Source organism: Shinella zoogloeoides (genome assembly GCF_033705735.1).
In the GTDB taxonomy this organism is placed as follows: domain Bacteria; phylum Pseudomonadota; class Alphaproteobacteria; order Rhizobiales; family Rhizobiaceae; genus Shinella; species Shinella zoogloeoides_A.
This window is the reverse complement of sequence record NZ_CP131131.1, coordinates 94365-119954: the sequence shown is the minus strand read 5'-3', so window position 1 is coordinate 119954 and position 25590 is coordinate 94365. Positions and strand designations below refer to the sequence as shown.

Below are 25590 nucleotides of genomic sequence, written 5' to 3'. Positions count from 1 at the left end.
GCCATGCGCGCCAATTACCGGATGCAGCGCCTCTTCATCCGTGACGCCCTTGCGGCGGGCACGGCCGTGGAGGCGTCGAAGGACCATTTCCACTACCTGACGAACGTGCTGCGCATGGCCGAGGGCGATGCCGTGCTGCTCTTCAACGGATGCGACGGCGAATGGCACGCGACGCTCTCCTTCCCGACGCGCAAGCGCTTGCTCTTCACGCCGGTCGAGCAGACCCGGCCGCAGCCCGAGCCATCGGACCTTCACTATCTTTTCGCACCGCTGAAGGTCGGGCGGCTCGACTATCTCGTGCAGAAGGCGGTGGAGATGGGGGCCGGCGTGCTCCAGCCCGTCATGACTCAGCATGTGCAGGGCAAGATCACCAGCCTGGAACGGCTGGAGGCCAATGCCGTCGAGGCGGCCGAGCAATGCGGCATCCTCTCGATCCCGCAGGTCGCCGCGCCGCGCAAGCTCGAAGATCTGCTTGCCGACTGGCCGCACGAGCGGCGGATCGTCTTCTGCGACGAGGGCCATGGCAGCCAGAACCCGCTGCCGGTTCTGCAGAAGATCGAGGAGCGCAGGCTCGCCCTGCTCGTCGGGCCGGAGGGCGGCTTTTCGGATGGCGAGCGCACGCTCTTGCGCAGCCTCGATTTCGTGACGCCCATCCCGCTCGGCCCGCGCATCCTGCGGGCCGACACGGCCGCGGTGGCGGCGATGGCCATCATCCAGGCGGCGATCGGCGACTGGCGATAGCCGGACTTGCACAAAAGCAAGAAAATCCACGCCCGTGAAAAAGTCGATTGGGTTTTTTTGAATCTGCCTTGAAAGGAATTCGCTTGCACCGCATCTAATTCCGGTTCAAGCACCCTCCCAGGCCCAGCGTTCTGCCGGGCGCCATCCGTTCAGAAGAAGACGCCCATGGCCCGTGACACCACCGACCAGACGCCCATCCGCTCCGTCGCGGATATGGCCGAATATCTCGCCGACGGCTGCAAGCCGAAGGAAAAGTTCCGCATCGGCACCGAGCACGAGAAATTCGTCTTCTTTACGGCGGACAACAGCCCCGTCCCCTATTCCGGCGAGGCGAGCATTTCGGCGCTTCTCAACGGCATGCAGGCCAAGACCGGCTGGGAGCCGATCATGGATGCCGGCAACATCATCGGCCTTGCCGAACCCTCCGGCATGGGCGCCATCTCGCTGGAGCCCGGCGGCCAGTTCGAGCTTTCCGGCGCGCCGCTGGAAAACCTGCACCAGACCTGCAAGGAATCCAACCAGCACCTCGCGACGCTGCGCGAGATCGCCGAACCGCTCGGCATCCGCTTCCTCGGCATGGGCGGCAGCCCCAAATGGACCTTTGCGGAAACCCCGCGCATGCCCAAGAGCCGCTACGACATCATGACCCGCTACATGCCGAAGGTCGGCACCAAGGGTCTCGACATGATGTATCGCACCTGCACGATCCAGGTGAACCTCGACTTCTCCTCCGAAACCGACATGCGCCGCAAGATGCAGGTGTCGCTGAAGCTGCAACCCATGGCGACCGCGCTCTTCGCCTCCTCGCCCTTCACCGACGGCAAGCCGAACGGCCTGCTTTCCTGGCGCGGCGACATCTGGCGCGACACGGACAACAACCGCGCCGGCCTTATCCCCTTCGCCTTCGCGCCCGATTTCGGCTTTGCGGACTATGTCGAATGGGCGCTCGACGTGCCGATGTATTTCGTCGTTCGCGACGGCAAGTATCACGACTGCACCCACATCACCTTCCGCCAGTTCATGGCGGGCGCCCTCAAGGGCGAGATCGCCGACTACGAGCCGAATCTCGGCGACTGGACGAACCATCTTTCCACCCTCTTCCCCGACGTGCGCCTCAAGCGCTTCCTCGAAATGCGTGGCGCGGACGGCGGTCCCTGGCGGCGCATCTGTGCGCTGCCGGCCTTCTGGGTGGGGCTGCTCTACGACGACGGCGCGCTCGACGCGGCCGAAGCGCTGACGCGCGACTGGACGGTCGAGGAAGTCACGGCGCTGCGCAATGCCGTGCCGGCCGAGGGCCTTAGGGCCGATTTCCGCGGCAAGCCGCTGCTCGATGTCGCCCGCGAAGTCGTGTCGATCTCCCGCCAGGGCCTCGCCGCCCGTGCCCGCACCAATGGCGACGGCGTGGACGAGACGATCTTCCTCGCGCCGCTCGACGAGGTGCTGGCCAAGAAGGCGACGCTCGCGGAAGACATGCTGGCGCTCTACAACGGCCGCTGGAACGGTTCCGTCGAGCCGGTCTTTTCCGAATACCAGTACTGAACCCGACCCCAAGAAAGCTGTTTGCGCGGCCGAAATTCCCGTTATAGTGCAGGCACATGCTTGGTAATGGGCCTGCCAGTGGGCCTGCCGGCGGGAAGGGGTCTGCCATGCTTTCGCTCTACGACATGATGATGCAGGCGCAGAACGGCCATGCCGTCGACCTGATGGCGCGGCAGTTTGGGCTGGCGCAGGAGCAGGCCGTCAAGGCCGTCGCCGCGCTGATGCCGGCCTTTTCCGAGGGCTTCAAGCGCAACGCCGCCAATCCCTACGACCTCGCCGCCTTCATGAAGGCGCTGACGACGGGCGAGCATGCCAAATATTTCGAGGACATGAGCAAGGCCTTCACCCCGCAGGGCCTTGCCGAGGGCAATGGCATTCTCGGCCATCTCTTCGGCAGCAAGGACGTCTCCCGCGCCATCGCCGCGCAGGCGGCGCAGATGACCGGCATCGGCCAGGAGATCTACAAGCAGATGCTGCCCGTCATGGCGAGCACGCTGATGGGCGGGATCTTCAAGCAGTCGCTCGCGCCCTTCTTCCCCGGTGCGGATGCCGGCAAGGCGTCCGCCAATCCCTTTGCCGACATGATGCAGCAATGGGCCGAGGCGACGGGCCTTGCGAAGAAGCCGGAACCGGCGAACCCCTTCGCCGACAATCCCTTCGTGCAGGCCGCGCAGGATTTCTTCGGCGGCAGGAAGGAAGCGCCGGCCAATCCCTTCACCGACAACCCCTTCGCGAAAGCCTTCCAGGACATGATGGCGGGCATGGCCGGCCAGCCGGCGGCCGAAAAGCCGAGCGCACCGGAAGCCTCGCCCGCCGATTCGCTGAAGGGCCTCGTCAACACGATGTTCGACACGGGGCTCGAGATGCAGAAGGACTACCAGCGCAACATCGAGACGATCTTCGAGACCATGCGCGGCGGCGTGGAGCCGGACGGCGGCAAGAAGGCCTGACGATCAGGCCGCCGCCGCGCGGCCCCTCTCCGCCTCGACCGGCACGTTGAAGCGTTCGACGATCGCCGCGAGCGAGCGCGTATCGCCCGCAAGCCCGGACATGCCGGCCGCCGTCTGCGAGACGGCCTGACGGTTCTGCGCAGTCACCTGCTCCATCTCGGCCATCGACCGGCTGATATCGCCGAGGCTGGAAGACTGCTGGTTGGCGGCGGCGGCGATCGAATGGATATGGTCGTTGATGCGGGCGACCTGCCCGGCAATGCCGGACAGCGCCTCGCCCGTCTGCTGCACGAGATCGACGCCCTTCGCCACCTCGACGCCGGACTTGGTGATCAGCGCCTTGATGTCCTTCGCGGCATTCGCCGAGCGCTGGGCAAGTTCGCGCACCTCCTGCGCGACGACGGCAAAGCCCTTGCCAGCCTCCCCTGCCCGCGCCGCCTCGACGCCGGCATTGAGCGCCAGAAGGTTCGTCTGGAAGGCGATCTCGTCGATGACGTTGATGATACTGGAGATCTCGCGCGAGGCGCCCTCGATGCGCTCCATGGCCGCGACCGCATCGGAAACGACGCCGCTCGACTGGTCGGTGCTGGCCTTCGCCTCCGTCGCCATGCGGGAGGCCTCTCCGGCCCGGGCCGTGGAGTTGCGGATCGCCTCCATCATCTGGCCGACGGCCTCGGTCGTGCGCTCCAGCGCCGCCACCTGGCTTTCGGTGCGCTCGGCGATGTCGCGGGCGGCGGCATCGACATGGGCGACCTTGCCGTCGATCGAGCGCGCATTGCCGGAGACGGCGGCGATGGTTTCGGCAAGGCGCCGGACGGAGGTGTTGAAGTCGACACGCAGCTCGTCAAGCCCTTCGGCGAAGGCATGGCCGATGACGGTGGAGAGGTCGCCGGCCGAGAGGCGCTCCAGCGCGGTGCCGAGCGTGCCGACGGCCTCCTGCACCTGGCGCTGCTGCGCGGCCTTGGCGGCTTCCTGCGCCTGCTGCTCGCGGGCGGCATGGTCGCGCGCCTCGGTGCTGGAACGCTCCAGCGCCGCCTTTTCCAGCGCGGCGGTGCGGAAGACGGCAACCGAGCGCACCATGTCGCCGATCTCGTCAGCGCGGTTTTCCTTCGGAAGCGCGATATCGGTATTGCCGGCGGCAAGCGCCGTCATCGCCTCCACGAGCTGGTGGATCGGCCGGGTCAGCGCGCGCGAGAAGATCGTCGCCGCGAGGATGGCGAGACCGATGATCGCGGCGGTGAGGCCGAGCACGATCAGCGTGCCGCGCATCAAGCCCGCCGTCGCTTCCGCCCGGGTGATCTTGGCGATGACCGACCAGTCCGCCCCGCCGAAGGAGAGCGGCGATCCGGCGGCGTAAAGCTCCGTGCCGGCCGCGTCAGTGATGATGCCATGGGCCTCGCTGCCGACCGGCAGGTTGGCGATGTCGAGGCGGACCTTCAGCGCGTCGGGCTCCGGCGTGCGGGCGGAATCGGTCAACACCGTGCCGTCGGCGCGCGCCAGCACGGTCTCGCCCGTCTCGCCGAGGCCCTTGCTGTTGCCGAAGATGGCGTCGATCTTGGCGTTCGGCACGCGGATCGCCATGATGCCGAGCGTGCGGCCGTTCATGGTGATGGGCGCGGCGAGGAAGGCCGCCGGCGCGCCGCCGAGCGCGGCATATTCGGAAAAGTCGGAAAAGACGATCGTCCCCGCATCCTTGAGCGCCATCGCATCCTTGAAGGCTGCGGCGAGCCCGCTGTCCCTGTAGGGGCCGTCGAGGAGGTTCGTGCCGAAATCCTCCGCCTTGGCGACGGAATAGAGCACGTTGCCCTTCGGATCGATCATGTAGAGATCGGCATAGCCCTGCGATTCCAGATGCTTGCGGAAGGTGACATGGTACTGCTTGTGCGAGCGGTCGAAATTGTCCTTCTTCGCCGTATCCAACAGGTAGCGCTCGGCCGGCGGGTTGGGGTTGTTGGCGATGTAGCGGTCGTGCAGTTCCTTCGCCGGATCCTTGCCGAGCGCGCCCCAGGCGCCGGCGAAACCGTAGAAGGCCTGGGTGGTCGGCATGGCGGTGGAAAGGCTGATGAGGTCGAGCTTCATGCCCTCCAGATAGGTCCGCGCCTCGTTGCGGCGCCCGTCGGCGGTCGCCTCCAGCTTCTGCATCACCTGCCGGGTCACGGTCTCCGCGCTGACGATCAGCGACACGGCGCTGGCGGCGCCGATGGAAAGAAGCGTGAGCACGGCAGCGGCAAGGGGCAGTTTACGCGAAATGCGCATGGCGATCCGTCCGAGGGCTAGAGCTGGGTCCGGCTCATCCGGAAGGCAGACGGCGTCATGCCCGCGGAACGGCTCCGCGGCTGCCATGGCAACGGTAGCCGAGGGTGGTTTACCTAAGGTAAAGCGGATTTTCGGGAAATAGCCCTTTGAAAAAGCCCGACGCGGACCTTGGGAGTCGCACGCCGGGCAAGCGGCAGGGTTATTGGCTCTCACCCTGCGGGGAAGTCAGGAACCGTCCGGGAGGGAAGGACGGCGCCGGAGGAAATCAGTCCGAGCGACCCTGGCGCACATGGCGGCGGGCACGCTCGCGCGCCACGATCGTCAGATGCAGGCCGGCATCGGAGAAGAAGGAGGCCGAACGGACGGCCTGGACGTCGCTGCGGCACAAGCCCATGTCGAAGAGCTGGTGGTCGTCGAGCTCGCTCAGCCGGTTGATCGCGCGGCGGTTCTGCCATGCACGAGCAAATCTGGCGGCAGCGTTGCGGACATGGACAAGAAGGCCGGAGACCTGGCGACGTTTCGCCGGTGCCTCGATTTCCATTCTGCGGTCGATCATGCGCATGGCATTTCTCCTTTCCGGCTCCGCGCACCATCGTCCTTCGATGGGGCCCGCGCGGCACCTGTGATCGTTCGCCGCCCGCAGGGTACGGGTGACGGTGAGGGGGAACTGGACTGCAAGAAGAGCCGCCGGCCGGGAGGTCTGGGCGAAGCGGCAGATCCTGTCGGCGATGGCTGGCGGACAAGCCATCGTTCGACAATCGCTTTTTCGCAGAAAGACATTGATCAGTCCAACGAATGTTTCTAATACTATCAATCAAACAATCTTATGAGTAACGTTATGTCCGCTCCGTTAGACATCGACCAGCTCCAGACCTTCGTTGCGATCGCGGATACGGGAAGTTTCACGCGGGCGGCGGATCGGGTCTTCAAGACCCAGTCGGCCGTGTCCATGCAGATGCGGCGGCTCGAAGAGCGTATCGGCAAGCAGCTTTTCATGAAGGACGGGCGCGGCAACAGGCTGACGGCCGAAGGCGAGCGCCTGCTCAACTTCGCCCGCCGGATGCTGCGCCTCAACAACGAGGCCATCGCCGCCTTCGACGACAACCGCCTTGAGGGCATGCTGCGCATCGGCACGCCGGACGACTATGCCGACCGCTACATGCCCGAGATCATCATGCGCTTTGCCAAGACGCATCCGAATGTCGAGCTCTATATCGTGTGCGAGCCCTCGGTCGACCTTGCCGAGAAGATGGCCAAGGGCGAACTCGACATCGCGCTCGTCACGCACAATCCGCGCCAGCGCCAGTCCGACGTGGTGCGCACGGAGCCGCTCTGCTGGGTCATGTCGGCCAACCATCCGCTGCCGGAGAACGCGCCGGTGCCGCTCGCCGTCGGCCGGCGGGACTGCCAGTGGCGGCAGATCGCCTGCGCGGCGCTCGATTCGGTCGGGCGCGACTACCAGGTGCTGTTCACGAGCTGGTCTTCCACCGTCGTCGCCGCCGCCGTCATGGCCGGCATGGCGGTTTCGGTTCTGCCGGAATCGGCGCTGCGCCCCGGCATGAAGGTGCTGACGCAGGCGGACGGCTTTCCGCCGCTCGCCCCCGTGCAGATCGGCATCATGCGGCGGCCGGGCCTTTCGCCCTCGCTCTCCAACGCCATCACCAGCCATATCACCGCCTGCCTCGACAACATCACGCCGCTGACGGCGGCCGATGACCTGCCGGAAGCGGAAGTGAAGGTCTTTCCGCGCCTCGCGCGGCTGAGGCCGGGACAGATCCTGCCGGGATGGTGACACTCATTCCTCTGGACGGCATCCCCGCAGGCAAGGCCGGGCCGTCCAGGGTGACGGTACGGCCCGCCCGCGAAGACGAAATCGAGACGCTGCGCCGGATCGAGCGGTCGGCCGCGCGGGCCTTCCGCCTCATCGAGGCCTTCTCCTGGCTGGCGGTCGGCGACGTGCAGAGCGCCGAGCGGCACCATGACCTCATCGGCAAGGGCACGAACTGGGTCGCGGCCGCCGACGGCGACCAGCCCGTCGGCTTCCTGAGCGCCGAGGTCGTCGGGCCCGAACTGCATATCTGGGAGATTTCCGTCGATCACCTGCACCAGGGCTTCGGCATCGGCCGCCGGCTGATCCGCCATGCCGTCGAGCAGGCGGCGGAACGCGGCCTTGTGGCCGTGACGCTGACGACCTTCCGCACCATTCCGTGGAACTGCCCGTTCTACGAGCGGCTGGGCTTCGAGACGCTCGACGAGGCAACGCTTCCGGCGCGCCTCGACGCGGTGCTCGACGAGGAATCCGAACACGGCCTGCCGCGCGACACGCGCTGCGCCATGCGGCTGACGGTCAAGGACTAGCTGACATACTTCTTCAGGAACGCCACCGTGCGCTGCCAGGCAAGGTCGGCGGCGGCCTTGTCGTAGCGGGCGGCGGAGGTGTCGTTGTTGAAGGCGTGGTTGACGCCGTCATAGACGTGGATCTCGAAGGTCTTGCCGTTCGCCTCCAGCGCCTTGCGATAGGCGTCGATGCCGGCATTGATGCGTTCGTCGAGGCCGGCATAATGCAGCAGCAGGGCCGCCTTGATGTTCGGCACCGCCTCGGCCGACGGCTGCGCGCCGTAATAGGCGACGGCGGCCTTCAGCTCCGGCGATGCCGTCGCGAAGCGGTTGACGAGGCCGCCGCCCCAGCAGAAGCCGATGGCGCCGACCTTGCCGTTCGCGCCGTCGAGCTTTGCCAGGAACTGCAGGCTTGCCTCCGCATTGGCGACCGTGGCCGCCGGATCGAGCTTGCCGATCATGTCGCGCGCCTGGTCCTCGTCATCCGGCGTGCCGCCCGAGGACGAGAGGAAATCGGGGGCGAGCGCGATGAAGCCTTCCAGCGCCATGCGCCGCGCGACGTCGCGGATATGCGGATTGAGGCCGCGGTTCTCGTGGATGACGATGACGGTGCCGAGCGGCCCCGTTGCCGCCTTCGGGCGCACGAGATAGCCCTTCATCTCGCCCGAGCTGCCGCCATAGACGACATCCTTCGCCGAAAGGCGCTCGTCGTCGGAGGCGATCATCTCGGCGCTCGCGGAATTGGCGGCAAGCAGCGGTGCGATGGCGGCCGCCGCGGCGCCGGAGCCCGCAAGCGCCGTCAGCCGTTCCATGAAGCGGCGGCGGTCGAGCGTCAGGTGAGTGTATTCGTCATAGGCGTCGACCATCGCCTGCGTGATCTGCGTCCTGTCCATGGCGGATCCTCCGGATTTTCGGCCAGAAGGACAAGATAGGCCCCGCGCGCCCACGCGCCCAACACAACTGCGTTACCGGCGGATCAGGTCAGCGCCAGCCAGACGGCGAGCCAGAGCCAGAGCATCATCGCGACCAGCAGGCTGGCGATGAACAGCGGGCGGCGGTAGCGCAGGCGGTTCGAGGTGACATGCACATAGGCATGCGCGTAGCGCAGCGCCACGAAGAGCCAGCCGCCGGCGACCGTCACCGGATTGTCGGCATCGACGAGATAGAGAAGGATGCTCACCGCATAGAACAGCACCGGCAGCTCGAACTGGTTGGCGATGGCGTTCTTGACGACGAGGCTTTCGGCCGGTTCGTCCCGGTTCTCGCGGAACTGCTCGGCCTTGGCACGGCCATCCCTGACAGCGCCGACGCGGCGGGTCGAGAGCAGGATATAGAGGCCGAAAATGAGCGCGGCATGCGCGATCATCGGCCAGATGGTGGCTTCCGTGGGAGACATGGGGAACCTTCGGCTTGCGTTTCAGCCACCTGCATAAGTGTTTCCGGCTAAAGCCTCAACCGGAAAGGCTGCCGTGCCGCAAGCCGAAGGAAAAGGCGCCCTCCTATTGCGGCGTCAGCGTTTCGCTGCCCGAGCCGTCCTTGCCGCTGATCGTCCAGGCCCCTTCCAGCGACCCGTCGCCCTTGGCTTCGTAGACGATGAGGCCGACGGCATCGCCCAGCACGTAGGCGGCCGCGAAGGCATTGTCGTAGAGCATGCAGATGCCGTTCGACGTGGTCGAACCGGTGTGCCATTCGATCGAGCAAGTCGTCTCGCTGGTCAGCTCGATGGTCGCCGTGCCGCCATAGGCCGAACCGTCGAGATTGGTGCCCTCGACGGTGTAGGTGCCGGCATTGACGGTCTGCGCCTGCGCAGGCACGACGAGACCCAGGCCCAGCAGGGCGCCAGCCAAAATCGTCTTCATGATGTTCCCCCGATAGCCGGCGAGATTGCCGGCATTTCATCCTACGCAGGCGAACGGAAAAACGAAACGGGAGTGGCACCCCGCCAAGCGAAAATGCCCGGCAAAAGCCGGGCATTCCGCAAAAGTGCTGTCAGGATCGGCCGATCAGACGGCGCCCGGATAGTTCGGGCTTTCGCGGGTGATCGTCACGTCATGGGCGTGGCTTTCGCGCAGGCCCGCGCCGGAGATGCGCACGAAGGTGGCGCGCTCCTGGTATTCCTTGATGTCCTTGCCGCCGACATAGCCCATGGAGGCCTTGAGGCCGCCGGTAAGCTGGTGCAGCACGCCCGAGACCGGGCCCTTGTAGGGCACCTGGCCCTCGATGCCTTCCGGCACGAGCTTCAGCGTGTCGCGCACTTCCGCCTGGAAGTAGCGGTCGGCCGAGCCGCGCGCCATTGCCCCGACGGAGCCCATGCCGCGATAGGCCTTGAAGGAGCGGCCCTGGTAGAGGAACACTTCGCCCGGGCTCTCGTCCGTGCCGGCGAGCAGCGAGCCGACCATGACGGCGGAAGCGCCTGCGGCGATCGCCTTGGCAAGGTCGCCCGAGAACTTGATGCCGCCGTCGGCGATGACCGGAATGTCCGCGGCCTGCGCCGCCTCGACGGAGGACATGATAGCGGCGAGCTGCGGCACGCCGACGCCGGCGACGATGCGGGTGGTGCAGATCGAGCCCGGACCGATGCCGACCTTGACGGCATCCGCGCCCGCATCGATGAGCGCCCGGGTGCCGTCGCCCGTCGCGACGTTGCCGGCCATGACGCGGACCGAGTTCGACAGTTTCTTCACGCGGGTCACCGCATCGAGCACGCGCTGCGAGTGGCCGTGCGCCGTATCGACGACGATCAGGTCGACGCCGGCATCGATGAGGCGCTCGGCGCGCTCGAACCCGTCATCGCCGACGGAGATGGCGGCAGCGGCACGAAGGCGACCCTGCGCATCCTTGGAGGCGTTGGGATTGAGCTGCGACTTCTCGATGTCCTTCACCGTGATGAGGCCGACGCAGCGGCCGTCGCCGTCGATCACCAGCAGCTTCTCGATGCGGTGGCGGTGCAGCAGGCGCTTGGCCTCCTGCTGGTCGACGTTCTCCTTCACCGTGATGAGATTCTCACGGGTCATCAGCTCGTAGATCTTCTGGGTCGGGTCGGAGGCGAAGCGCACGTCGCGGTTCGTCAGGATGCCGACGAGGCGGCCGGCTTTGGCATTGCCGCCGTTCTCGACGACCGGGATGCCGGAAATGCCGTGCGCCTTCATCAGCGACAGCGCGTCGGCGAGCGACGCATCGGGGCCGATCGTCACCGGGTTGACGACCATGCCGCTCTCGAACTTCTTGACCTGGCGGACTTCCTCGGCCTGCTCGGCGGGCGTCAGGTTGCGGTGGATGACGCCGAGACCGCCGGCCTGGGCCATCGCGATGGCAAGGCGGCCTTCCGTGACCGTGTCCATCGCGGAGGAGAGGATCGGCAGATTCAGCTCGAAATCGTGGGCGATGCGGGTCGCGATGTTCGTCTGGCCCGGCATGACCTCGGAGTGACCGGGCTGCAGGAGAACGTCGTCGAAGGTCAGGGCTTCGAGACCGGTTGCCGTTTCAATGATGCGCGCCATAGGCCAAGTTCCTTCAGTGTAATAGCAGGCTGCCCAGGGAGGACATTGGGAGTTGTCCACCTCGGTCGCTTGCAAGAAATTCTTGGAAGTTGGCGAGGGCTGGTAACACGTTCATGACGGATTGGGAATAGCAAAAAGCCGGCAATCGGTTTCGGGGCCTGCTTCTGAACAGGCGCCGCAGGGCCGCCGCCCCTCATCCGCCTGCCGGCACCTTCTCCCCGCAAGCGGGGAGAAGGCAGATGTTGCACGGCATTGCCCCAAGTCCCTTCTCTCCGCTTGCGGGGAGAAGGTCGCGGCAGCGGGAGGAGGGGTTTTTGCCTCCACCGCTCACCACCGCGGTCGACATCTCAAACGTCGAACTGATAGCTCACCGGCACGAAGCGATAGCCCTCGCCCGCCTTTTCCACGAAGCCGGCGGCCGGGAAGGGCATGTGGTAGCCGATGAAGGGGAGCCTGTCGGTCGCGATCATGTCGAAGACACGCTTGCGGGTCGCCGCCGCCGCGGCCTTATCCATGTCGAAGCGCACCTCCCAGTCCGGCCGCTGCAGCGAGAGCACGAAATGGTTCGCCGTGTCGGCCGTCAGCATCAGCGCCCTGCCCTCCGATTCGATGCGGAAGATCATGTGGCCGGGCGAATGGCCGAAGGCGTCGAGCCCGGTGATGCCGGGCACCACCTCGCCCTCGTTCTCGATGAAGCTGAGCTTTTCGGCGAGCGGCTGGACCTTGGAGAGGACGCCCTGGTGGCCCTGCTCGGCGGGCGTTCCCATGCGCTCGGGATTGACCCAGAAATCGTATTCCGTGCGGCCGGTGACATAGCGGGCATTGGGAAAGGCCGGCTTGCCGCCCTCCATCAGCCCGCCGATATGGTCGCCATGCATGTGGGTGAGGACGACGACGGAAATCTGGTCCGGCGTGTAGCCGGCATATTTCAACCCTTCCAGCAGGCGGCCCATGCCGGCGCTCCGCCCGCCCTCGCCCATGCCGGTATCGAACAGCACGACCTCGGAGCCCGTATCGACGAGCGTCGGCGTGAAGCTGTTCACAAACGTGTCGGCAGGCAGGAAATTCTCCGTGAGCAGGGCGGCGACGGCCTCGGCGGGCTGGCCGATGCCATAGGTCTCGCTCGGCGCGCCCGAGGGGCGGATGCCGTCGCGCACGGTAAGGATGCGGAAGCTGCCGAGCTTCATGCTGCGCGTTTCGATGGGGCTCGCTCTCATGTCGGTCGTGTCCGTCTCGGTCTGGGCAAGGGCGGCGCGGTTCAGCACCAGGGGCGCGGCCAATGTGCCGACGCCGGCGGCGAGAAACAAGGAGCGGCGCGAGATCGTCGAAGGGTCTCCCATGGTATCGTCTCCGGTCAGGTGTTGCCTGGGCTCAGGACCCCGGCGGCAGGATGCCATGGCCCGATCTAGGGCACGGTCACGATGCAGTCTCGCCCCATCACGGGGTTGTGATGGGCGCGAACGGCCGCCGCGATTTGACAGAGGACGGCAACGGGCGCAGAAGACGGTGCCCGCGCAAGCGCCGTCCGCTTCCTGCCAATTCGCAAAAAGCGCCCATCTTATTTTTCTCACGATTGCGGACGCAAAACCGCTGCACATTTCTGCTGGAATTGCTCCAGAACCAGTATCGCGATCTGCCGATGAACCGTATCGTTCCCCTCATCCTTGCCGTCGCGCTCTTCATGGAGCAGATGGACTCCACCGTCATCGCCACCTCGCTGCCGGCCATCGCCGCCGATCTCGGCGTCGGGCCGATCACGCTGAAGCTGGCGCTGACCTCCTACATGGTGTCGCTCGCGACCTTCATTCCGCTGAGCGGCTGGATGGCGGACCGCTTCGGGGCAAAGCGCATCTTCCGCTTCGCCATCCTCGTTTTCGTCGCCGGCTCCATTCTCTGTGCGGTGGCGAACAGCCTCGTCGCCTTCGTCGTCGCCCGCTTCCTCCAGGGCATGGGCGGGGCGATGATGACGCCCGTCGCGCGCCTCGTGCTGGTGCGCAGCACCTCGCGCTCCGAGCTCGTCTCGGCGATGGCGCTGCTGACGATCCCGGCGCTCGTCGGCCCGCTGGCGGGCCCGCCGCTCGGCGGCTTCATCACCACCTATTTCTCCTGGCACTGGATCTTCCTCATCAACGTGCCTGTCGGGATCGTCGGCTATGTCCTCTCGGGCATCTACCTGCCGGAGATCCGCGCCGCCGCCCCGCCGCCGCTCGATTGGACGGGCTTTTTCCTCAGCGCCGTCGCCGCCTCCGGCACGATGTTCGGCCTCTCCGTCGTCAGCCTGCCGGCCCTGCCGCCGATCATCGGCATCGTCGCCACCGCCGTCGGCCTTCTGTGCGGCGTGCTCTACGTTCGCCATGCGCGGCGCCATCCGACGCCGCTGCTCGACCTGAAACTCTTCCGCGACAGCGCCTTCCGCGCCGCCTCCATCGGCGGCACGCTGTTCCGCATCTCCGTCGGCGCGGTACCGTTCCTGATGCCGCTGATGCTGCAGGTCGGCTTCGGGCTTTCGCCCTTCCAGTCCGGCCTCGTCACCTTCACGGGCGCCATCGGGGCGATCACCACCAAGTTCGTCGCAAGGCGCGTGCTCACGCTTGCCGGCTTCCGCACGACGCTGATCGTCGCCAGCATCTGCGGCGCGGCGCTGACCTTCGTCAACGGCCTCTTCACGCCCACAACGCCCTTCTGGTTCATGGCCGGCGTGCTGCTCATCGCCGGCTTTGCCCGGTCCTTCTTCTTCACCAGCGTGAACGCGCTCTCCTTCGCCGACATTCCAGACGTCGACGCCAGCAAGGCGACCTCGATGAGCGCGGTGCTCCAGCAGATCAGCCTGGCGCTTGGCGTTGCGGTGGCCGGCGCGATCCTCGAGATCGAGACATCGCTCACCGGCTCGCCGCTGGAACTGCGCGACTTCCAGATCGCCTTCATGGTGATTTCGGTGCTGACGCTTGCCGCCGTCCTACCTTTCATCGCCATGGCGAAGAATGCGGGCTCGACCGTCTCGGGCCACCGCATGGCGGGCCGGGAGGAAGACGCGGTGACGGTGAAATGACGAGGCGTGGAGGATAACCCCCTCCCCTGCCTGCCGGCGTCCTCTCCCCGCAAGCGGGGCGAGGAGCGCTGGGCGCATCGTTTTCCTGCATCTTGAGCCTTGGGGGAAAACGGTGCGACACCCCCTTCTCCCCGCCTGCGGGGAGAAGGTCCCGGCAGAAGGATGAGGGGCGCCCCCGCCTCAAGAAATCAAATCATTCCGGCTTTTCGCAGACAGCCGCCAGCTTGTTGCCGTCATGGTCGCGCACGAAGGCCGCATAGAAGCTGGCATGAAAGGGCCGCAGGCCCGGCGCGCCCTCGTCCGTACCACCGGCAGCGAGCGCTGCAGCGTGGAATGCGTCGACAGCCGCACGGTTCGGGGCGACAAGGGCGATGGTGACACCGTTGCCGAAGGTGGCCGGCTCGCGGTTGAAGGGCTCCACGACCCAGAAGCGGCAGCGCACGTCGCCATCCGCCGCATAGCCGATCTCGCCCGTCGCTTCCTTCTGCCTTGCATAGCCGAGCGGCAGCAGGACCGTATCGTAGAAGCGACCGGCGCGGACAAGATCATTGGTGCCGACCGTGGTGTAGAGAAGCATCAGGCTTCCTCGTTTTCTTCCGCCGCCTCATCCTTCGCCTTGCGGCCCTTGAAGCCCTTGGCGAGCAGGAACATTTCCACCGACTCGGCGCGCGAAGCGCCCGGCTTCACATGGATGACCTGCCTGAAATTCTGCTTGAGCATGTTGAGAAGCTCGCGCTCCGTGCCGCCCTGGAAGGTTTTGGCGAGGAAATGCCCGCCCTCGGCCAGCACCTCGACGGCGAAATGCGCGGCGACCTCGCACAGATGCATGGTACGCAGGTGGTCCGTCTGGCGGTGGCCGGTGGTCGGCGCCGCCATGTCGGAAATGACGAGATTCGGCGTGCCGCCGACGGCCTCGATAAGCTTTTCCGGCGCATCGGGATCGAGAAAGTCCATCTGGAGGATGTGCACGCCGGGCAGCGGATCCATCTCCAGGAAGTCGATGGCGGCGACGCGCGGGTCCGTATCCGTCGAGCCCGTCACCTTGGCGGCAATCTGCGACCAGCTTCCGGGCGCCGCGCCAAGGTCGATGATGCGCCGGGCGCCGCCGAGGATGTTGTGCTTCTCGTCGATCTCCAGCAGCTTGAAGGCCGCGCGGGCGCGATAACCCTCCAGCTTGGCGCGCTGCACATAGGGATCGTTGATATGACGCTCCAGCCAGCGGCGGGAAGAGGCCTTGAGCTTGCCCTTCTTGACCTTCTGGCCGAGCTTGCGGCCGATGGGGGTCTTGGTCATGACGCCTGTCCTTCGGGCTTTGCCGGATTGCGATGGCCGCCGCGCTGGTTGCGGCGGTGGCGGCCGCGGCGCCAGACGCCGTCATCGGCCATCATGTCGGTGAGCAGGCCCTCGCGCAAGCCGCGGTCGGCAACGCGCATGCGGCGCGACGGCCAGCGCTTGCGGATCGCCTCCAGGATGGCGCAGCCGGCGAGCACGAGGTCCGCCCGGTCCGGCCCGATGCAGGGATTGGCCGCGCGGGCGGAAAAGTCCCAGGAGAGCAGCCGCGCCTGCATGGCCGTGACCTCGTCGTCCGAGAGCCACACGCCGTCGACGCGGCGGCGGTCGTAGCGCGGCAGGTCGAGATGAACGCCCGCCAGCGTCGTCACCGTGCCGGAGGTGCCGATGAGGTGGAAATCCTCCGGTGCATGGACGCTCTCGCCCGGGCAATCGAAATTCGCCAGCATGCCCTCGACTTCCGAGACCATGCCCGCGAAGCTCTCCGGCGTCACGTCCCGTCCGCCATGGCGCTCGGAGAGCGTGACGACGCCCACCGGCAGCGAGGTCCAGTGGGTGATGTGGTTGGCGAGCCGGCTGGAGCGGTTGTCGCCGATGCGGATGACCGCGATTTCCGAGGAGCCGCCGCCGATGTCGAAGAGCACGACGGACTTCGCCTCGCGCCCGACGAGCGAGGAGCAGCCGGAGACCGCAAGCCGCGCTTCCGTCTCGCGGTTGATGATCTCGAGCTCGAGCCCCGTCTCCTCGCGCACGCGCTCCAGAAACATCTCGCCATTATCGGCCGCGCGGCAGGCCTCGGTGGCGATGAGGCGGCTGCGGCGGATATTGCGGTTCTTCAGCTTGGCCGCGCAGATCTTCAGCGCCTCGACGGAGCGGTCCATCGCCTCGTCGGAAAGCCGGCCGCTCGCCGCAAGCCCCTCGCCGAGGCGCACGATCCGCGAAAAGGCATCCACCACCCGGAACTGGCCGGGCCGGGTCGGCTGGGCCACGAGAAGGCGGCAATTGTTGGTGCCCAGATCGAGCGCGGCGTAGAGCGGCGCGTCGTGATGCTCGCGCTCGGCCGAACGATGCGGCGGCGCGGCTTCGCGCCGGGGTTCGGCAACGTGCTGCGGCGTGCGCGGCACGGCGCCGGCTTCGATCGGCGGCAGGAGCCCGCCAGCTTCGGCGGTCGCCGGGGCCGGGCGCGCCGCGGATTTCCGCCCACGATGCTTGCGGCGCGGCTTGCGGCTATCCGCCTGATCCTGCTGGGGGTCTTCGCGCTGGCCGACGGGCGCGAGCGGACGCACATTCTCGCCGCCCGGATTCCTGCCGTGCCTGCGACGCTTGTTCCGGCGCGCATTGTTGCCGCTCGTCGCGGCCTGGGGGCGCTCGGCGGGCGCGGACGAACCGGCCGCCTGGCCTGCGGACGGGGAAACGGCAGAGGGACTCATGGCGCCCTTCTGCTTTCCCTTGCGACGGCGCGACCGCTTCGGCCGCCCCGCATTGTCCGCATCTCGCGCCCCGGAAACGGACGGCTTTTCGCCGCTGTCGGGGTCGTTCACTGTACTGCCTATGGCGCCGCGCAAAGCCTTAAGCTGCAAGCAGGCGCTCTCTCGATCTTCGTTGGCGCGACATTACCAGCGCCCGGCCCGTTCGCCAAATTCTTTTTATGACGCGGCGGTAACAGTGCATGCCGAACAGCAGGCCGCAATTTTTTCCAAAAAAACCATTTGCAACACGCCGCCTTTTGTTTATAAGCCCGCCTCACAGGCACCGGCCCCGCCGGAGCCAGCCATGCTGGGGAATAGTTCAACGGTAGAACGACGGACTCTGACTCCGTTAATCTTGGTTCGAATCCAGGTTCCCCAGCCAACTTCCTCCTAAATCATTGAAATCATTAAAGTGCCTCGCGCCACCTCAGGCGGGATGAAGCATTTTGCTACAAACCGCTACGCGAGCGAAGCGACGTGGCAGCTCCTTTCAATGTTGTCCGGCGCGGACGTATGTTTCATTTCCGCAGAGTCGTGCCCGCCAATTTGCGCGACAGGCTGAAAAGACGCGAGTTCGTGCGCATGTTGGGAGCCTGCTCCACGAGAACGGCGCGGCTGCGAGCGGACGAACTATATCGGCTCACCGAAAAACTTTTCGAGAGAGCCCGCGCAAATCCCATGCTTGCCAAATCGGCCACCTCGCACAGGAATTCTACAACCATATTCTGGCGAGGGAGCACGCCGGCCGCGCTTCCGGCGCGTATCTGACAGAGGATGGGCGGTGCCGCACGCGCCAAATTCTGGGCCGACGTAGCCGAACAAACGCGGAAAACCCTTGGCGGCAATGCGCTCGATACCGGGCTTTGGGCATCCCATGCCGCCGCCCGGATGGCCGGTTTGTCTGGCCCTCGCTTGACGAGGAAGAACGCTATCAGTGCAAGGAAGCGGTTCCGCCAGACCTTGACCGAGGCGCGCCCGGTGGCGCGAAGACGGAGAAGCCGGACTGTCGACGCGAACGCTTCACCGCCAGCCGGCCCCATCGGGGAGAGGGCTGGCCAGCCACAATGCGGTCTTTGCATCAAAAGCTGCAAGCACGGAGATTGGAGCTGGTCTCGACCGATTCCTCACCCTCATGCCATGGGCTCATGGAGCTGACGGTCGCGCCGAGCTTCAGCAGCGAGCAGCAGGTTCAGCAGGGAGTTCAGTCAGGCTGGAAGGTTCGGATGGCGCGCGCCAGTTCCGCATTCTCCACCTTGTCGGCCGCCTCCTCAGGATCAAACCAGCCGCGGATGCGCTGCTTGCGTTCGGGCCAATGCGTTAGCGTGCCGCGCACCCGTAGCGCGAACAGGGTCACATGGTAATGTTGCAGCACGCCCTCCGCCGTCTCCCTGACATAGCGATAGCCTGCCAGAGGATAGGTGAGGATATCGCCGATCACGCCGGCTTCATCGAAAGCCTCCATCGCCGCCGAAAGATAGGACGGCTTGTCCTTCATCGGCCATCCCGTCGGAACGATCCAGCGGCCGCGCCCCCGGGAGGTCACGAGCAGCACGCGCACGCGGCCACGCTGATCCCTCCGCCACGGGACGGCTCCATATCGCTGCAACAGGACTTCGGCGGCCTGCTCCTTCAGAACACCTCTCATAGCCTTTCCCCCTCGACACCGAACCGGTGAACGGATGGGACATTCCGCTGCTTGAGCGCCGGATCGATCTGGGCAACGGCCAGACGTTTGCACCACGGGCAGCGGCGAGCCGCGCGCGGCAGAGAACGATTGCAGGATATGCAGAATTGCAACGGGAGGGGATGTCTCACGGTTACGCTCCATTTGCGCGATGCAAGCGCATCGCTGAAATGAACCGCAATGATAATATTCCCGGAGCTGGCTAGGTGCGGCGATCGAAAAATGGAAGGGTGCCGCTCCGGGACGAAGCACGTGCTTCGCCGGCAAGCCTGGTCATCCTGATGAACGTTTCCATGCACATGGTCTGGACATAGGGTCTCTCGCGGCCCTATTCAAGGGGGGGATATTTCCCGTTTTTTCTTTTTTTTCAGTGCTTTGACTTTCCGCTTTCCATGGCCGATAGTATCGGCATGAACGCGCTTTTCACCCGCCATAGCTCCAGGTTACGTCTGATCACGAGCTCCTGACCCTGGTCGGCCCTCCTTCTGGTTAGAGGCCGCCCAGGGAGAGCGTTCATTCGCCTTATCCGAACATGTCCCGCCGCTCGGCTCCGCCGCGCCCTCTTTCGCGCGTGCGAACGCGCTTGCGGGATTTGGGCCGCATCGCATCAGCCAACTGTTGGAGATCGCATTGGGCAAGCACGCCTTGCTTCTCATCGTGGACCTATCGCTCACCCGCCGTGCACGCCTCGAGCCGCTCGTCCGCGATGCGACGAGGGGCACGACCTTGCCTGACCGTATTCGTAACCTTGTTCACTCCCGCAGGGGCGCTCTCGGGCTCACCGGCCCGTCTCGCGGAGACGCGCCAGGCCATGTCGCCGGGTTGCCGCGCCTCTGAGCGCTGGCAACCCGAACGGACCGCCTCACCCGACGATGGAACAATGCAAGGAAACGACATGCCCTTATGGACGGAACTGGCACGGGTCTGCAACGCAGCCGGCGACGAGATTCTCTTACGCAGGAAGGGTGACATCCACGAGATCCGCTTCAACGGATTGGAGCTGATGTCCAACATCAATCACCGGTCGGAAACGATCCTCGCCGAGCGGAGCCTCCGGCTTCTCGGCCGTCCGGTCCGGCGCGTGCTGATTGGCGGGCTCGGCATGGGTTTCACGCTGCGCGCGACGCTCGACTGGATCGACGAGAATGCCGAGGTGACCGTCTGCGAGCTGGTCCCGGAAATCGTCGACTGGAACCGGGAGCATATCGGCCATCTGGCCGGCCATCCGCTGCGCGATCGACGGGTGGATCTTCGCGTGGTCGACATACAGCACTTTTTGAAGCGGCAGGACAAAGGCTACGATGTCATTCTGATGGACACCGACAACGGCCCCGATTTCACGGTGCGGGAGACGAATGACGCGATTTACAGCGACGATGGCCTGAAATCCGTCCATCGCATTCTCTCCCCCGGCGGCATCGCAGCTTTCTGGTCGGCAACCGTTTCGGCGGATTTCGAAGAAAGGCTTTGCACCCTGCCCTGGCGCTGGCGGCGTGACGACGTGTGCCTGATCGGCGGACGTGCCGACGCCTTCCACCATATCTATTTCGCAGGCAACAGCCTGCCTTGTCCTCACTTTCCGCCCCAAACGGCACCGCTGCCGGCCACGCCATATCCAATCCCGGAGCCTTCATAGCTGCGGGTATCGCAGCCGAGCAGGCGCTGCCGCGCAAACCACGTGCGTTGAAGCGCCTGCCGATGCCTCCAAGCGCCCGCCGCGCTGACCAGCATTCAACGGCATGCCGATTGACCCTCATTCAGAGAAGCCTCTGCCTGAGCAAGGCCTCAAGCCAGTCGGCAAAAACCTGCAGCCGGCGTGAAAGGTGCTGGCGGTGCGGATAGAGAAGCGTCACCGGCATCGGCTCCGCGCGATATGAAGGCAGCACCTCGACGAGCTCGCCGGCGCTGAGATGGTCGCGAACGTCATAGGCGGGAATCTGGATCAGGCCTAGGCCGGCCACGCAGCAGGCGATATAGGCTTCGGCGCTGTTGACCGCGACGCGGCTGCGCATCGGCCGGGTCTTGATTACCCCGTCCTCGACCCATTCCCAGGCCTCGATGCGGCCGCTCGATGGCGAGGCGTAGTTGATCGCCAGATGATCGCGAAGATCTTCCGGCGCTTCAGGCATGCCATGGCGCAGGAGATAGGCTGGGCTTGCGACATTGATCAGCGGGAGATCGTCGATCTGACGCGCGATCAGGCCGGAATCGGCGAGCGGCCCCACGCGCAGCACACAATCGACACTGTCCTCCACCAGATTCACCGCGCGGTCCGTGACGCCGAGATCGATGTCGATCTCGGGATAGGCGTCGAGAAATTCAGGAAGTGCCGGCGCGATGACAAGCCGGCCGATACGGCCCGGAACATCGATCCGGAGCCGGCCCGAAGGCGCGGCGGTTTGGCGGAATACGTTTTCGGCTTCCTCCACATCCGCGATCAGCCGCCGGCAGCGCTCGTAAAAGGCCAGGCCGTCCTGCGTCGGCGAGACCACCCTTGTCGTCCGGTGCAGGAGCCTCGCCCCGACACGGCCTTCCAGCTCCTGCACCGCTGCCGATACGGACGAGCGCGGCATGCCGAGCATATCGGCCGCGCGCGTGAAGTTCGAGCATTCGACGACACGGACGAAGATGCGGAACAGGTCGATGCGGTCCAAGCAAGGCGCCTCTATTGTACAGGAATGACGACAGGTGATTTCAGAATAACCGGCTTTATAGCATAATTGTAGACGATATCGTGAGCCCTCGAAAGCGATCGCATGACGCGGCCGCACGAAGCACGGAGGCTCGCGCCATGACCGACCATAGTATCAAAGGTAAAACCATTCTCATCGCGGGAGGCGCAAAGAACCTCGGCGCGCTGATCGCCCGCGATCTCGCTGCCCATGGGGCAAAAGCGATCGCTATCCACTACAACAGCGCCGCCACCAGGGCCGATGCGGAGGCGACCGTCGCCGCCATCGAGGCAGCGGGCGCGGACGCGGTCGCCTTTCAGGCCGATCTCACCACGGCCGGCGCGATGGAAAAGCTCTTCGCCGACACCGTCACCGCGATTGGCAAGCCGGATATCGCGATCAACACCGTCGGAAAGGTGCTGAAGAAGCCGATGCTCGAGATCTCCGAAGCCGAGTACGACGAGATGAGCGCGGTCAACGCCAAATCGGCCTTCTTCTTCATCAAGGAGGCCGGCAAGCACCTCAACGACAACGGCAAGATCTGCACGCTCGTCACCTCGCTGCTGGGGGCGTTCACCCCCTTCTACGCCGCCTATGCGGGGACCAAGGCGCCGGTCGAGCATTTCACCCGCGCGGCCTCCAAGGAGTTCGGCGAGCGTGGCATCTCGGTGACGGCGATCGGCCCCGGCCCGATGGACACGTCGTTCTTCTATCCGGCCGAGGGCGCCGATGCGGTTGCCTACCACAAGACGGCAGCCGCGCTTTCGAAGTTCTCAAAAACGGGCCTCACCGATATCGAGGACATCGTCCCCTATATCCGGTTCATGGTCTCGGAGGGCTGGTGGATGACCGGTCAGACGATCCTCGTCAACGGCGGTTACACGACCAAGTAACGCCATTGGACGACCTGGCGGCGGCCAGGGACTACCCCGCTCCTTCGCGCGGCCCGCGTGAAGGAGCGCGGTTCCGACTCAAACGACGAGTGCCGCGTCGTGCCAGAGACGGAAACCGCCTTCGAAGGCGAGGGCGTTGTCACCGCGCCGGGCACCGGGCGGCATTTCGTCCAGTTTTTCGACATTGCCGCCGCCGATGACGACATCGTCGGGCTCCATTGCAGCCCGCAGCCGTTCCACGACATCGAAGACGGACTTTCGCCATTTCTTCCTGCCGCGTTTTTCAAGCCCGGCTTCCCCGACATAGGCTTCGAAGCTCTTGCCTTTCTTATAGGGCAGATGGGCCAACTCCATGGGCTGCGCGACATGATCGACGATCATGGCCGCCCCCAGCCCGGTGCCGAGGCCGAGAAACAACATGCGCCCGCCCTCATAGGAGCCGATCGCCTGCATCAGCGCGTCATTGACGATCTTGACCGGCTTGCCGAAGGCGCCGGCAAAGTCGAACCCCACCCAGCCCGGACCGAGATTGCGTGGGTCGAGCACGATCCGGTTGTGGACGACAGGCCCCGGATATCCCATCGCGACAACATCGAAGCGCAAATCCTGGGCGAGCACTTTCAGTTGCGCCATCATCCGGGCAGGTCCCATGCCCGCACCCGAAGTAAACTTGCGCTCCTCGCCGCCCGAACTGGTGCGGATCTTGACATGGGAGCCGCCGATATCGACGGCGAGAACGATCTTCTGCTCGTCGCTTGCCGGCTGATTTGCCTCGGTGCATGCATCCATCGTCTCGCCCTCCGTCACGTTCCCGGATCGACCCAGCCGCCGGGCGGGCAGAAGCCCGCCATGGCTTCCTTCGGCCCCCACGTTCCCGGCTGGTAGACGGCGGGCGGCGACGGATCATCGAGCACCGGGGCAACGATGCGCCAGGCAATCTCCGAGGCATCCTGCCGGGTGAACAATTGTCGATTGCCGTTCATCGCATCGCCGATCAGCCGCTCATATGGCTCCATTTCGTTCCTGGTATCCGTGTCGAGGGCGCTCAGTTCCACCTTTTCACCCACCATCGCATCACCGGACGCCTTGCGGCGTGCACCGATGCCGATGGCTACATCGGGGCTGATACGAAAACGCAGATAATTCGCCTCGTCACGCGCGACGGCATCGAACACGGCAATCGGCGGCTGCTTGAAACGCACCAGAACCTCCGTCGCATGCACCGGCAGGTTCTTGCCGGCGCGGATATAGAAAGGCACGCCCTGCCAGCGCCAGGTATCGATCATGAAGCGCACGGCGGCAAAGGTCTCGCGCGGCGAAGCCGCCGCGACGCCCGGTTCCTGCAGATATCCATCGACCTGTCCGCGCACGACATCGTTTGCCGTCAGCGTGCGTACTGCCTTCAGGACCTGCACCTTCTCATCGATCAGATCGTCTGCATTGTTGCCGGCCGGAGGCTCCATGGCCAGAAGCAGAATGATGTTGAGGAGATGGTTCTCGATGACATCCCGGATGCAGCCGACCTCGTCATAAAACCTGCCGCGGCCTTCCACACCGAAGTTCTCGGCCATGGTGACCTGCACGCTATCGACGAAATTGCGGTTCCATACCGGTTCGAGAAAGGCATTGGCGAAGCGGAAATAGAGCAGATTCTGGATCGCTTCCTTGCCGAGATAGTGATCTATGCGGAAGATCGACGCCTCGTCGAAGACGATGTGCAGGACCCGATTGAGCCAGCGTGCCGATTGCAGATCGCGGCCAAAGGGCTTTTCCACCATCACCCTGGCGCCGGCGGCGCCGCCGGACTGTTCCAGCCCCTGCACCACCGGTTCGAACATGGAGGGCGGTATCGCAAGATAATAGAGCGGCGACTTGTCGCTCGACAGCGCTTCCCTCAACCGGGTGAAGGTTGCCGGGTCGCGGTAGTCCCCGCTGACATAGTGGAGAAGATCGGCAAGTTTGCGGAACGCATCCTCGTCAACCTTGCCGTTGGCTGCCTCGATGCCGTCGCGCGCGCGTTCTGCCAGCTTCGCGCGATCCCAATCCTCCAGCGCCACGCCGATGACCGGTTCGGTCAGAACACCGCGCTTCACCATGGAGTAGAGCGCGGGAAGAATCTTCTTGTGGGCCAGATCGCCGGTTGCCCCGAACAGCACCAGAACGTCGGATCGGTGGCTGCTCATTCGTTCTCTCCCGCGGTCGGGGACTTCGGCTTTTCGACGTGCCCGCCGAAAGCGAAGCGCATGGCCGAAAGAAGCTTGTCGGCATATTCGGCTTCACCGCGCGAGGAGAAGCGGTCGAATAGGGCCGTCGACAGAACGGGCGCCGGAACGCCGGTATCGATCGCGGCCTTCAACGTCCAGCGGCCTTCGCCGGAATCGGACACCCGCCCGCTGAATTTTAAAAGCTCGGGATCGGCCTTAAGGGCGCCCGCGGTGAGGTCGAGCAACCAGGAACCGATAACGGAGCCGTGCCGCCACACCTCGGCGACCTCAGCCAGGTCGATGTCGAAGCGATAATAATGCGGTTCGTCCAGCGGCGTCGTCTCGGCGTCCGCATCGCGGCTCTGCGCGCCGGCATTGGCTGCCTTGAGAATGTTCATCCCCTCGGCATAGGCGGCCATGATGCCGTATTCGATGCCGTTGTGGACCATCTTGACGAAATGGCCGGCGCCGCTCGGACCGCAATGCAGGTAACCATAGGGCGCGGTGCCTGCCGCACCGTCCGGCGCGTTGCCGGCGTCCGCACCGGGCGCCAGGCTGGCGAAGATCGGATCGAGGCGCTTCACCGCCTCGTCCGGGCCGCCGATCATCAGGCAATAGCCGCGGTCCAGCCCCCAGACCCCGCCGCTGGTGCCGACATCCAGGTAATTCAGGCCCTTCTTCGAGAAAAGCGCGGCCTGATCGACCGCGTCGCGATAATTGGAATTGCCGCCGTCGACGATGGAATCGCCAGCCTCCATGAAGTCGGCGACCGCGCCGGCGACCTTGCGCGTGATTGCGGCCGGCAGCATCAGCCAGACGACGCGGGGTTTTTGCAGCTTGCCGACGAGATCCTCGATAGAAGCCGCGCCGACGGCGCCATCCCGGGCGAGATCGGCGATGCTTGCCGGATTGATGTCATGGACGACGCATTCATGCCCGGCCTTCATCAGGCGCCGCACCATACTGGCGCCCATGCGCCCGAGGCCAATCATTCCGATCTGCATAT

At 65.3% G+C, this 25590-nt stretch carries 24 protein-coding genes and 1 tRNA gene; 10 read left to right on the top strand and 15 right to left on the bottom strand.

What is annotated here, in order from left to right; translation table 11 throughout:
• Positions 1 to 3: 3 nt before the first annotated feature.
• From ShzoTeo12_RS18015 to ShzoTeo12_RS18005, 3 genes are all read left to right on the top strand, one after another.
• Positions 4 to 741 carry a 16S rRNA (uracil(1498)-N(3))-methyltransferase gene (locus tag ShzoTeo12_RS18015; RefSeq protein ID WP_318913327.1) on the top strand — a complete coding sequence of 246 codons (738 nt, stop codon included), beginning with the start codon at positions 4 to 6 and terminating at the stop codon, positions 739 to 741.
• A gap of 165 nt (positions 742 to 906) precedes the next feature.
• A complete protein-coding gene (locus tag ShzoTeo12_RS18010) occupies positions 907 to 2280 on the top strand; it encodes a glutamate--cysteine ligase (protein ID WP_318913326.1) in 1374 nt (457 codons plus the stop codon).
• A 107-nt stretch (positions 2281 to 2387) separates the two neighbouring features.
• Entirely contained in the window at positions 2388 to 3230 is an 843-nt protein-coding gene (locus ShzoTeo12_RS18005) for a DUF937 domain-containing protein (protein ID WP_318913324.1), read from the top strand.
• Between the two features lie 3 nt (positions 3231 to 3233).
• On the opposite strand, the gene ShzoTeo12_RS18000 is transcribed toward ShzoTeo12_RS18005, so the two are convergent.
• Positions 3234 to 5486 carry a methyl-accepting chemotaxis protein gene (locus ShzoTeo12_RS18000; RefSeq protein ID WP_318913322.1) on the bottom strand — a complete coding sequence of 751 codons (2253 nt, stop codon included), beginning with the start codon at positions 5484 to 5486 and terminating at the stop codon, positions 3234 to 3236.
• A gap of 265 nt (positions 5487 to 5751) precedes the next feature.
• Positions 5752 to 6048 carry a DUF1127 domain-containing protein gene (locus ShzoTeo12_RS17995; protein WP_162911161.1) on the bottom strand — a complete coding sequence of 99 codons (297 nt, stop codon included), beginning with the start codon at positions 6046 to 6048 and terminating at the stop codon, positions 5752 to 5754.
• Between the two features lie 276 nt (positions 6049 to 6324).
• On the opposite strand from ShzoTeo12_RS17995, the gene ShzoTeo12_RS17990 reads away from it, so the two are divergent.
• Together ShzoTeo12_RS17990 and ShzoTeo12_RS17985 are read left to right on the top strand one after the other, a co-directional pair.
• Entirely contained in the window at positions 6325 to 7278 is a 954-nt protein-coding gene (locus ShzoTeo12_RS17990; RefSeq protein ID WP_119254401.1) for a LysR substrate-binding domain-containing protein, read from the top strand.
• A complete protein-coding gene (locus ShzoTeo12_RS17985; RefSeq protein ID WP_318913321.1) occupies positions 7272 to 7844 on the top strand; it encodes a GNAT family N-acetyltransferase in 573 nt (190 codons plus the stop codon). Before ShzoTeo12_RS17990 ends, ShzoTeo12_RS17985 begins: the two co-directional genes overlap by 7 nt.
• On the opposite strand, the gene ShzoTeo12_RS17980 is transcribed toward ShzoTeo12_RS17985, so the two are convergent.
• From ShzoTeo12_RS17980 to ShzoTeo12_RS17960, 5 genes are all read right to left on the bottom strand, one after another.
• Positions 7841 to 8716, bottom strand: coding sequence for a dienelactone hydrolase family protein (locus tag ShzoTeo12_RS17980; protein ID WP_318913319.1), 876 nt, complete (start codon positions 8714 to 8716; stop codon positions 7841 to 7843). The two genes, ShzoTeo12_RS17985 and ShzoTeo12_RS17980, sit on opposite strands and share 4 nt — an antisense overlap.
• An 83-nt stretch (positions 8717 to 8799) precedes the next feature.
• The gene (locus ShzoTeo12_RS17975) at positions 8800 to 9219 is read right to left on the bottom strand and encodes an MAPEG family protein (RefSeq protein ID WP_318913317.1); all 420 of its coding nucleotides are present in this window, start codon (positions 9217 to 9219) and stop codon (positions 8800 to 8802) included.
• Between the two features lie 103 nt (positions 9220 to 9322).
• A complete protein-coding gene (locus tag ShzoTeo12_RS17970; RefSeq protein ID WP_119254397.1) occupies positions 9323 to 9682 on the bottom strand; it encodes a hypothetical protein in 360 nt (119 codons plus the stop codon).
• Between the two features lie 144 nt (positions 9683 to 9826).
• Entirely contained in the window at positions 9827 to 11323 is a 1497-nt protein-coding gene (guaB, locus tag ShzoTeo12_RS17965; protein ID WP_318913315.1) for an IMP dehydrogenase, read from the bottom strand.
• Positions 11324 to 11670: 347 nt separating this feature from the next.
• Entirely contained in the window at positions 11671 to 12663 is a 993-nt protein-coding gene (locus ShzoTeo12_RS17960) for an MBL fold metallo-hydrolase (protein ID WP_318913314.1), read from the bottom strand.
• A gap of 299 nt (positions 12664 to 12962) precedes the next feature.
• Here ShzoTeo12_RS17960 and ShzoTeo12_RS17955 point away from each other — a divergent pair, with 299 nt between their 5' ends.
• Positions 12963 to 14372 (top strand): DHA2 family efflux MFS transporter permease subunit, encoded by a 1410-nt coding sequence (locus ShzoTeo12_RS17955; RefSeq protein WP_318913312.1) that lies wholly within the window; start codon positions 12963 to 12965, stop codon positions 14370 to 14372.
• A gap of 193 nt (positions 14373 to 14565) precedes the next feature.
• Here the strand turns inward: ShzoTeo12_RS17955 and ShzoTeo12_RS17950 are convergent, their stop codons facing one another.
• From ShzoTeo12_RS17950 to ShzoTeo12_RS17940, 3 genes are read right to left on the bottom strand one after another with little or no spacing between them, the layout of a single operon-like run.
• On the bottom strand, positions 14566 to 14949 hold the full coding sequence (locus ShzoTeo12_RS17950) for a VOC family protein (protein ID WP_119254393.1): 384 nt from the start codon (positions 14947 to 14949) through the stop codon (positions 14566 to 14568).
• On the bottom strand, positions 14949 to 15665 hold the full coding sequence (locus tag ShzoTeo12_RS17945) for an RlmE family RNA methyltransferase (protein WP_318913310.1): 717 nt from the start codon (positions 15663 to 15665) through the stop codon (positions 14949 to 14951). The genes ShzoTeo12_RS17950 and ShzoTeo12_RS17945 overlap by 1 nt, the downstream gene beginning before the upstream one ends.
• Positions 15662 to 17203: an exopolyphosphatase gene (locus tag ShzoTeo12_RS17940; RefSeq protein WP_413251178.1), complete on the bottom strand. Its 1542-nt coding sequence runs from the start codon at positions 17201 to 17203 to the stop codon at positions 15662 to 15664. Before ShzoTeo12_RS17940 ends, ShzoTeo12_RS17945 begins: the two co-directional genes overlap by 4 nt.
• A gap of 236 nt (positions 17204 to 17439) precedes the next feature.
• Here ShzoTeo12_RS17940 and ShzoTeo12_RS17935 point away from each other — a divergent pair.
• Both ShzoTeo12_RS17935 and ShzoTeo12_RS28280 read left to right on the top strand, forming a co-directional pair.
• A tRNA-Gln gene (locus ShzoTeo12_RS17935) sits at positions 17440 to 17513 on the top strand.
• A 131-nt stretch (positions 17514 to 17644) separates the two neighbouring features.
• Positions 17645 to 17899, top strand: a complete 255-nt coding sequence (locus tag ShzoTeo12_RS28280) for a DUF6538 domain-containing protein (protein ID WP_413251196.1) — start codon at positions 17645 to 17647, stop codon at positions 17897 to 17899.
• A 433-nt stretch (positions 17900 to 18332) separates the two neighbouring features.
• Here ShzoTeo12_RS28280 and ShzoTeo12_RS17930 read toward each other — a convergent pair whose 3' ends face one another.
• Positions 18333 to 18776 carry an NUDIX hydrolase gene (locus tag ShzoTeo12_RS17930; RefSeq protein WP_318913307.1) on the bottom strand — a complete coding sequence of 148 codons (444 nt, stop codon included), beginning with the start codon at positions 18774 to 18776 and terminating at the stop codon, positions 18333 to 18335.
• Between the two features lie 934 nt (positions 18777 to 19710).
• Here ShzoTeo12_RS17930 and ShzoTeo12_RS17925 point away from each other — a divergent pair.
• A complete protein-coding gene (locus ShzoTeo12_RS17925; RefSeq protein WP_318913306.1) occupies positions 19711 to 20451 on the top strand; it encodes a hypothetical protein in 741 nt (246 codons plus the stop codon).
• A 121-nt stretch (positions 20452 to 20572) separates the two neighbouring features.
• On the opposite strand, the gene ShzoTeo12_RS17920 is transcribed toward ShzoTeo12_RS17925, so the two are convergent.
• Positions 20573 to 21469 carry a LysR family transcriptional regulator gene (locus tag ShzoTeo12_RS17920; protein ID WP_318913304.1) on the bottom strand — a complete coding sequence of 299 codons (897 nt, stop codon included), beginning with the start codon at positions 21467 to 21469 and terminating at the stop codon, positions 20573 to 20575.
• A 137-nt stretch (positions 21470 to 21606) separates the two neighbouring features.
• Between ShzoTeo12_RS17920 and ShzoTeo12_RS17915 the strand changes: the two genes are divergently transcribed.
• On the top strand, positions 21607 to 22380 hold the full coding sequence (locus ShzoTeo12_RS17915) for an SDR family oxidoreductase (protein ID WP_318913303.1): 774 nt from the start codon (positions 21607 to 21609) through the stop codon (positions 22378 to 22380).
• Positions 22381 to 22458: 78 nt separating this feature from the next.
• On the opposite strand, the gene ShzoTeo12_RS17910 is transcribed toward ShzoTeo12_RS17915, so the two are convergent.
• From ShzoTeo12_RS17910 to gnd, 3 genes are read right to left on the bottom strand one after another with little or no spacing between them, the layout of a single operon-like run.
• Complete coding sequence (locus ShzoTeo12_RS17910) at positions 22459 to 23169, bottom strand: ROK family protein (RefSeq protein WP_318913302.1); 711 nt, start codon at positions 23167 to 23169, stop codon at positions 22459 to 22461.
• Positions 23170 to 23183: 14 nt separating this feature from the next.
• On the bottom strand, positions 23184 to 24563 hold the full coding sequence (gene zwf / locus ShzoTeo12_RS17905) for a glucose-6-phosphate dehydrogenase (protein WP_318913300.1): 1380 nt from the start codon (positions 24561 to 24563) through the stop codon (positions 23184 to 23186).
• Positions 24560 to 25588: a phosphogluconate dehydrogenase (NAD(+)-dependent, decarboxylating) gene (gene gnd / locus ShzoTeo12_RS17900; protein ID WP_318913299.1), complete on the bottom strand. Its 1029-nt coding sequence runs from the start codon at positions 25586 to 25588 to the stop codon at positions 24560 to 24562. Before gnd ends, zwf begins: the two co-directional genes overlap by 4 nt.
• Positions 25589 to 25590: the final 2 nt, after the last annotated feature.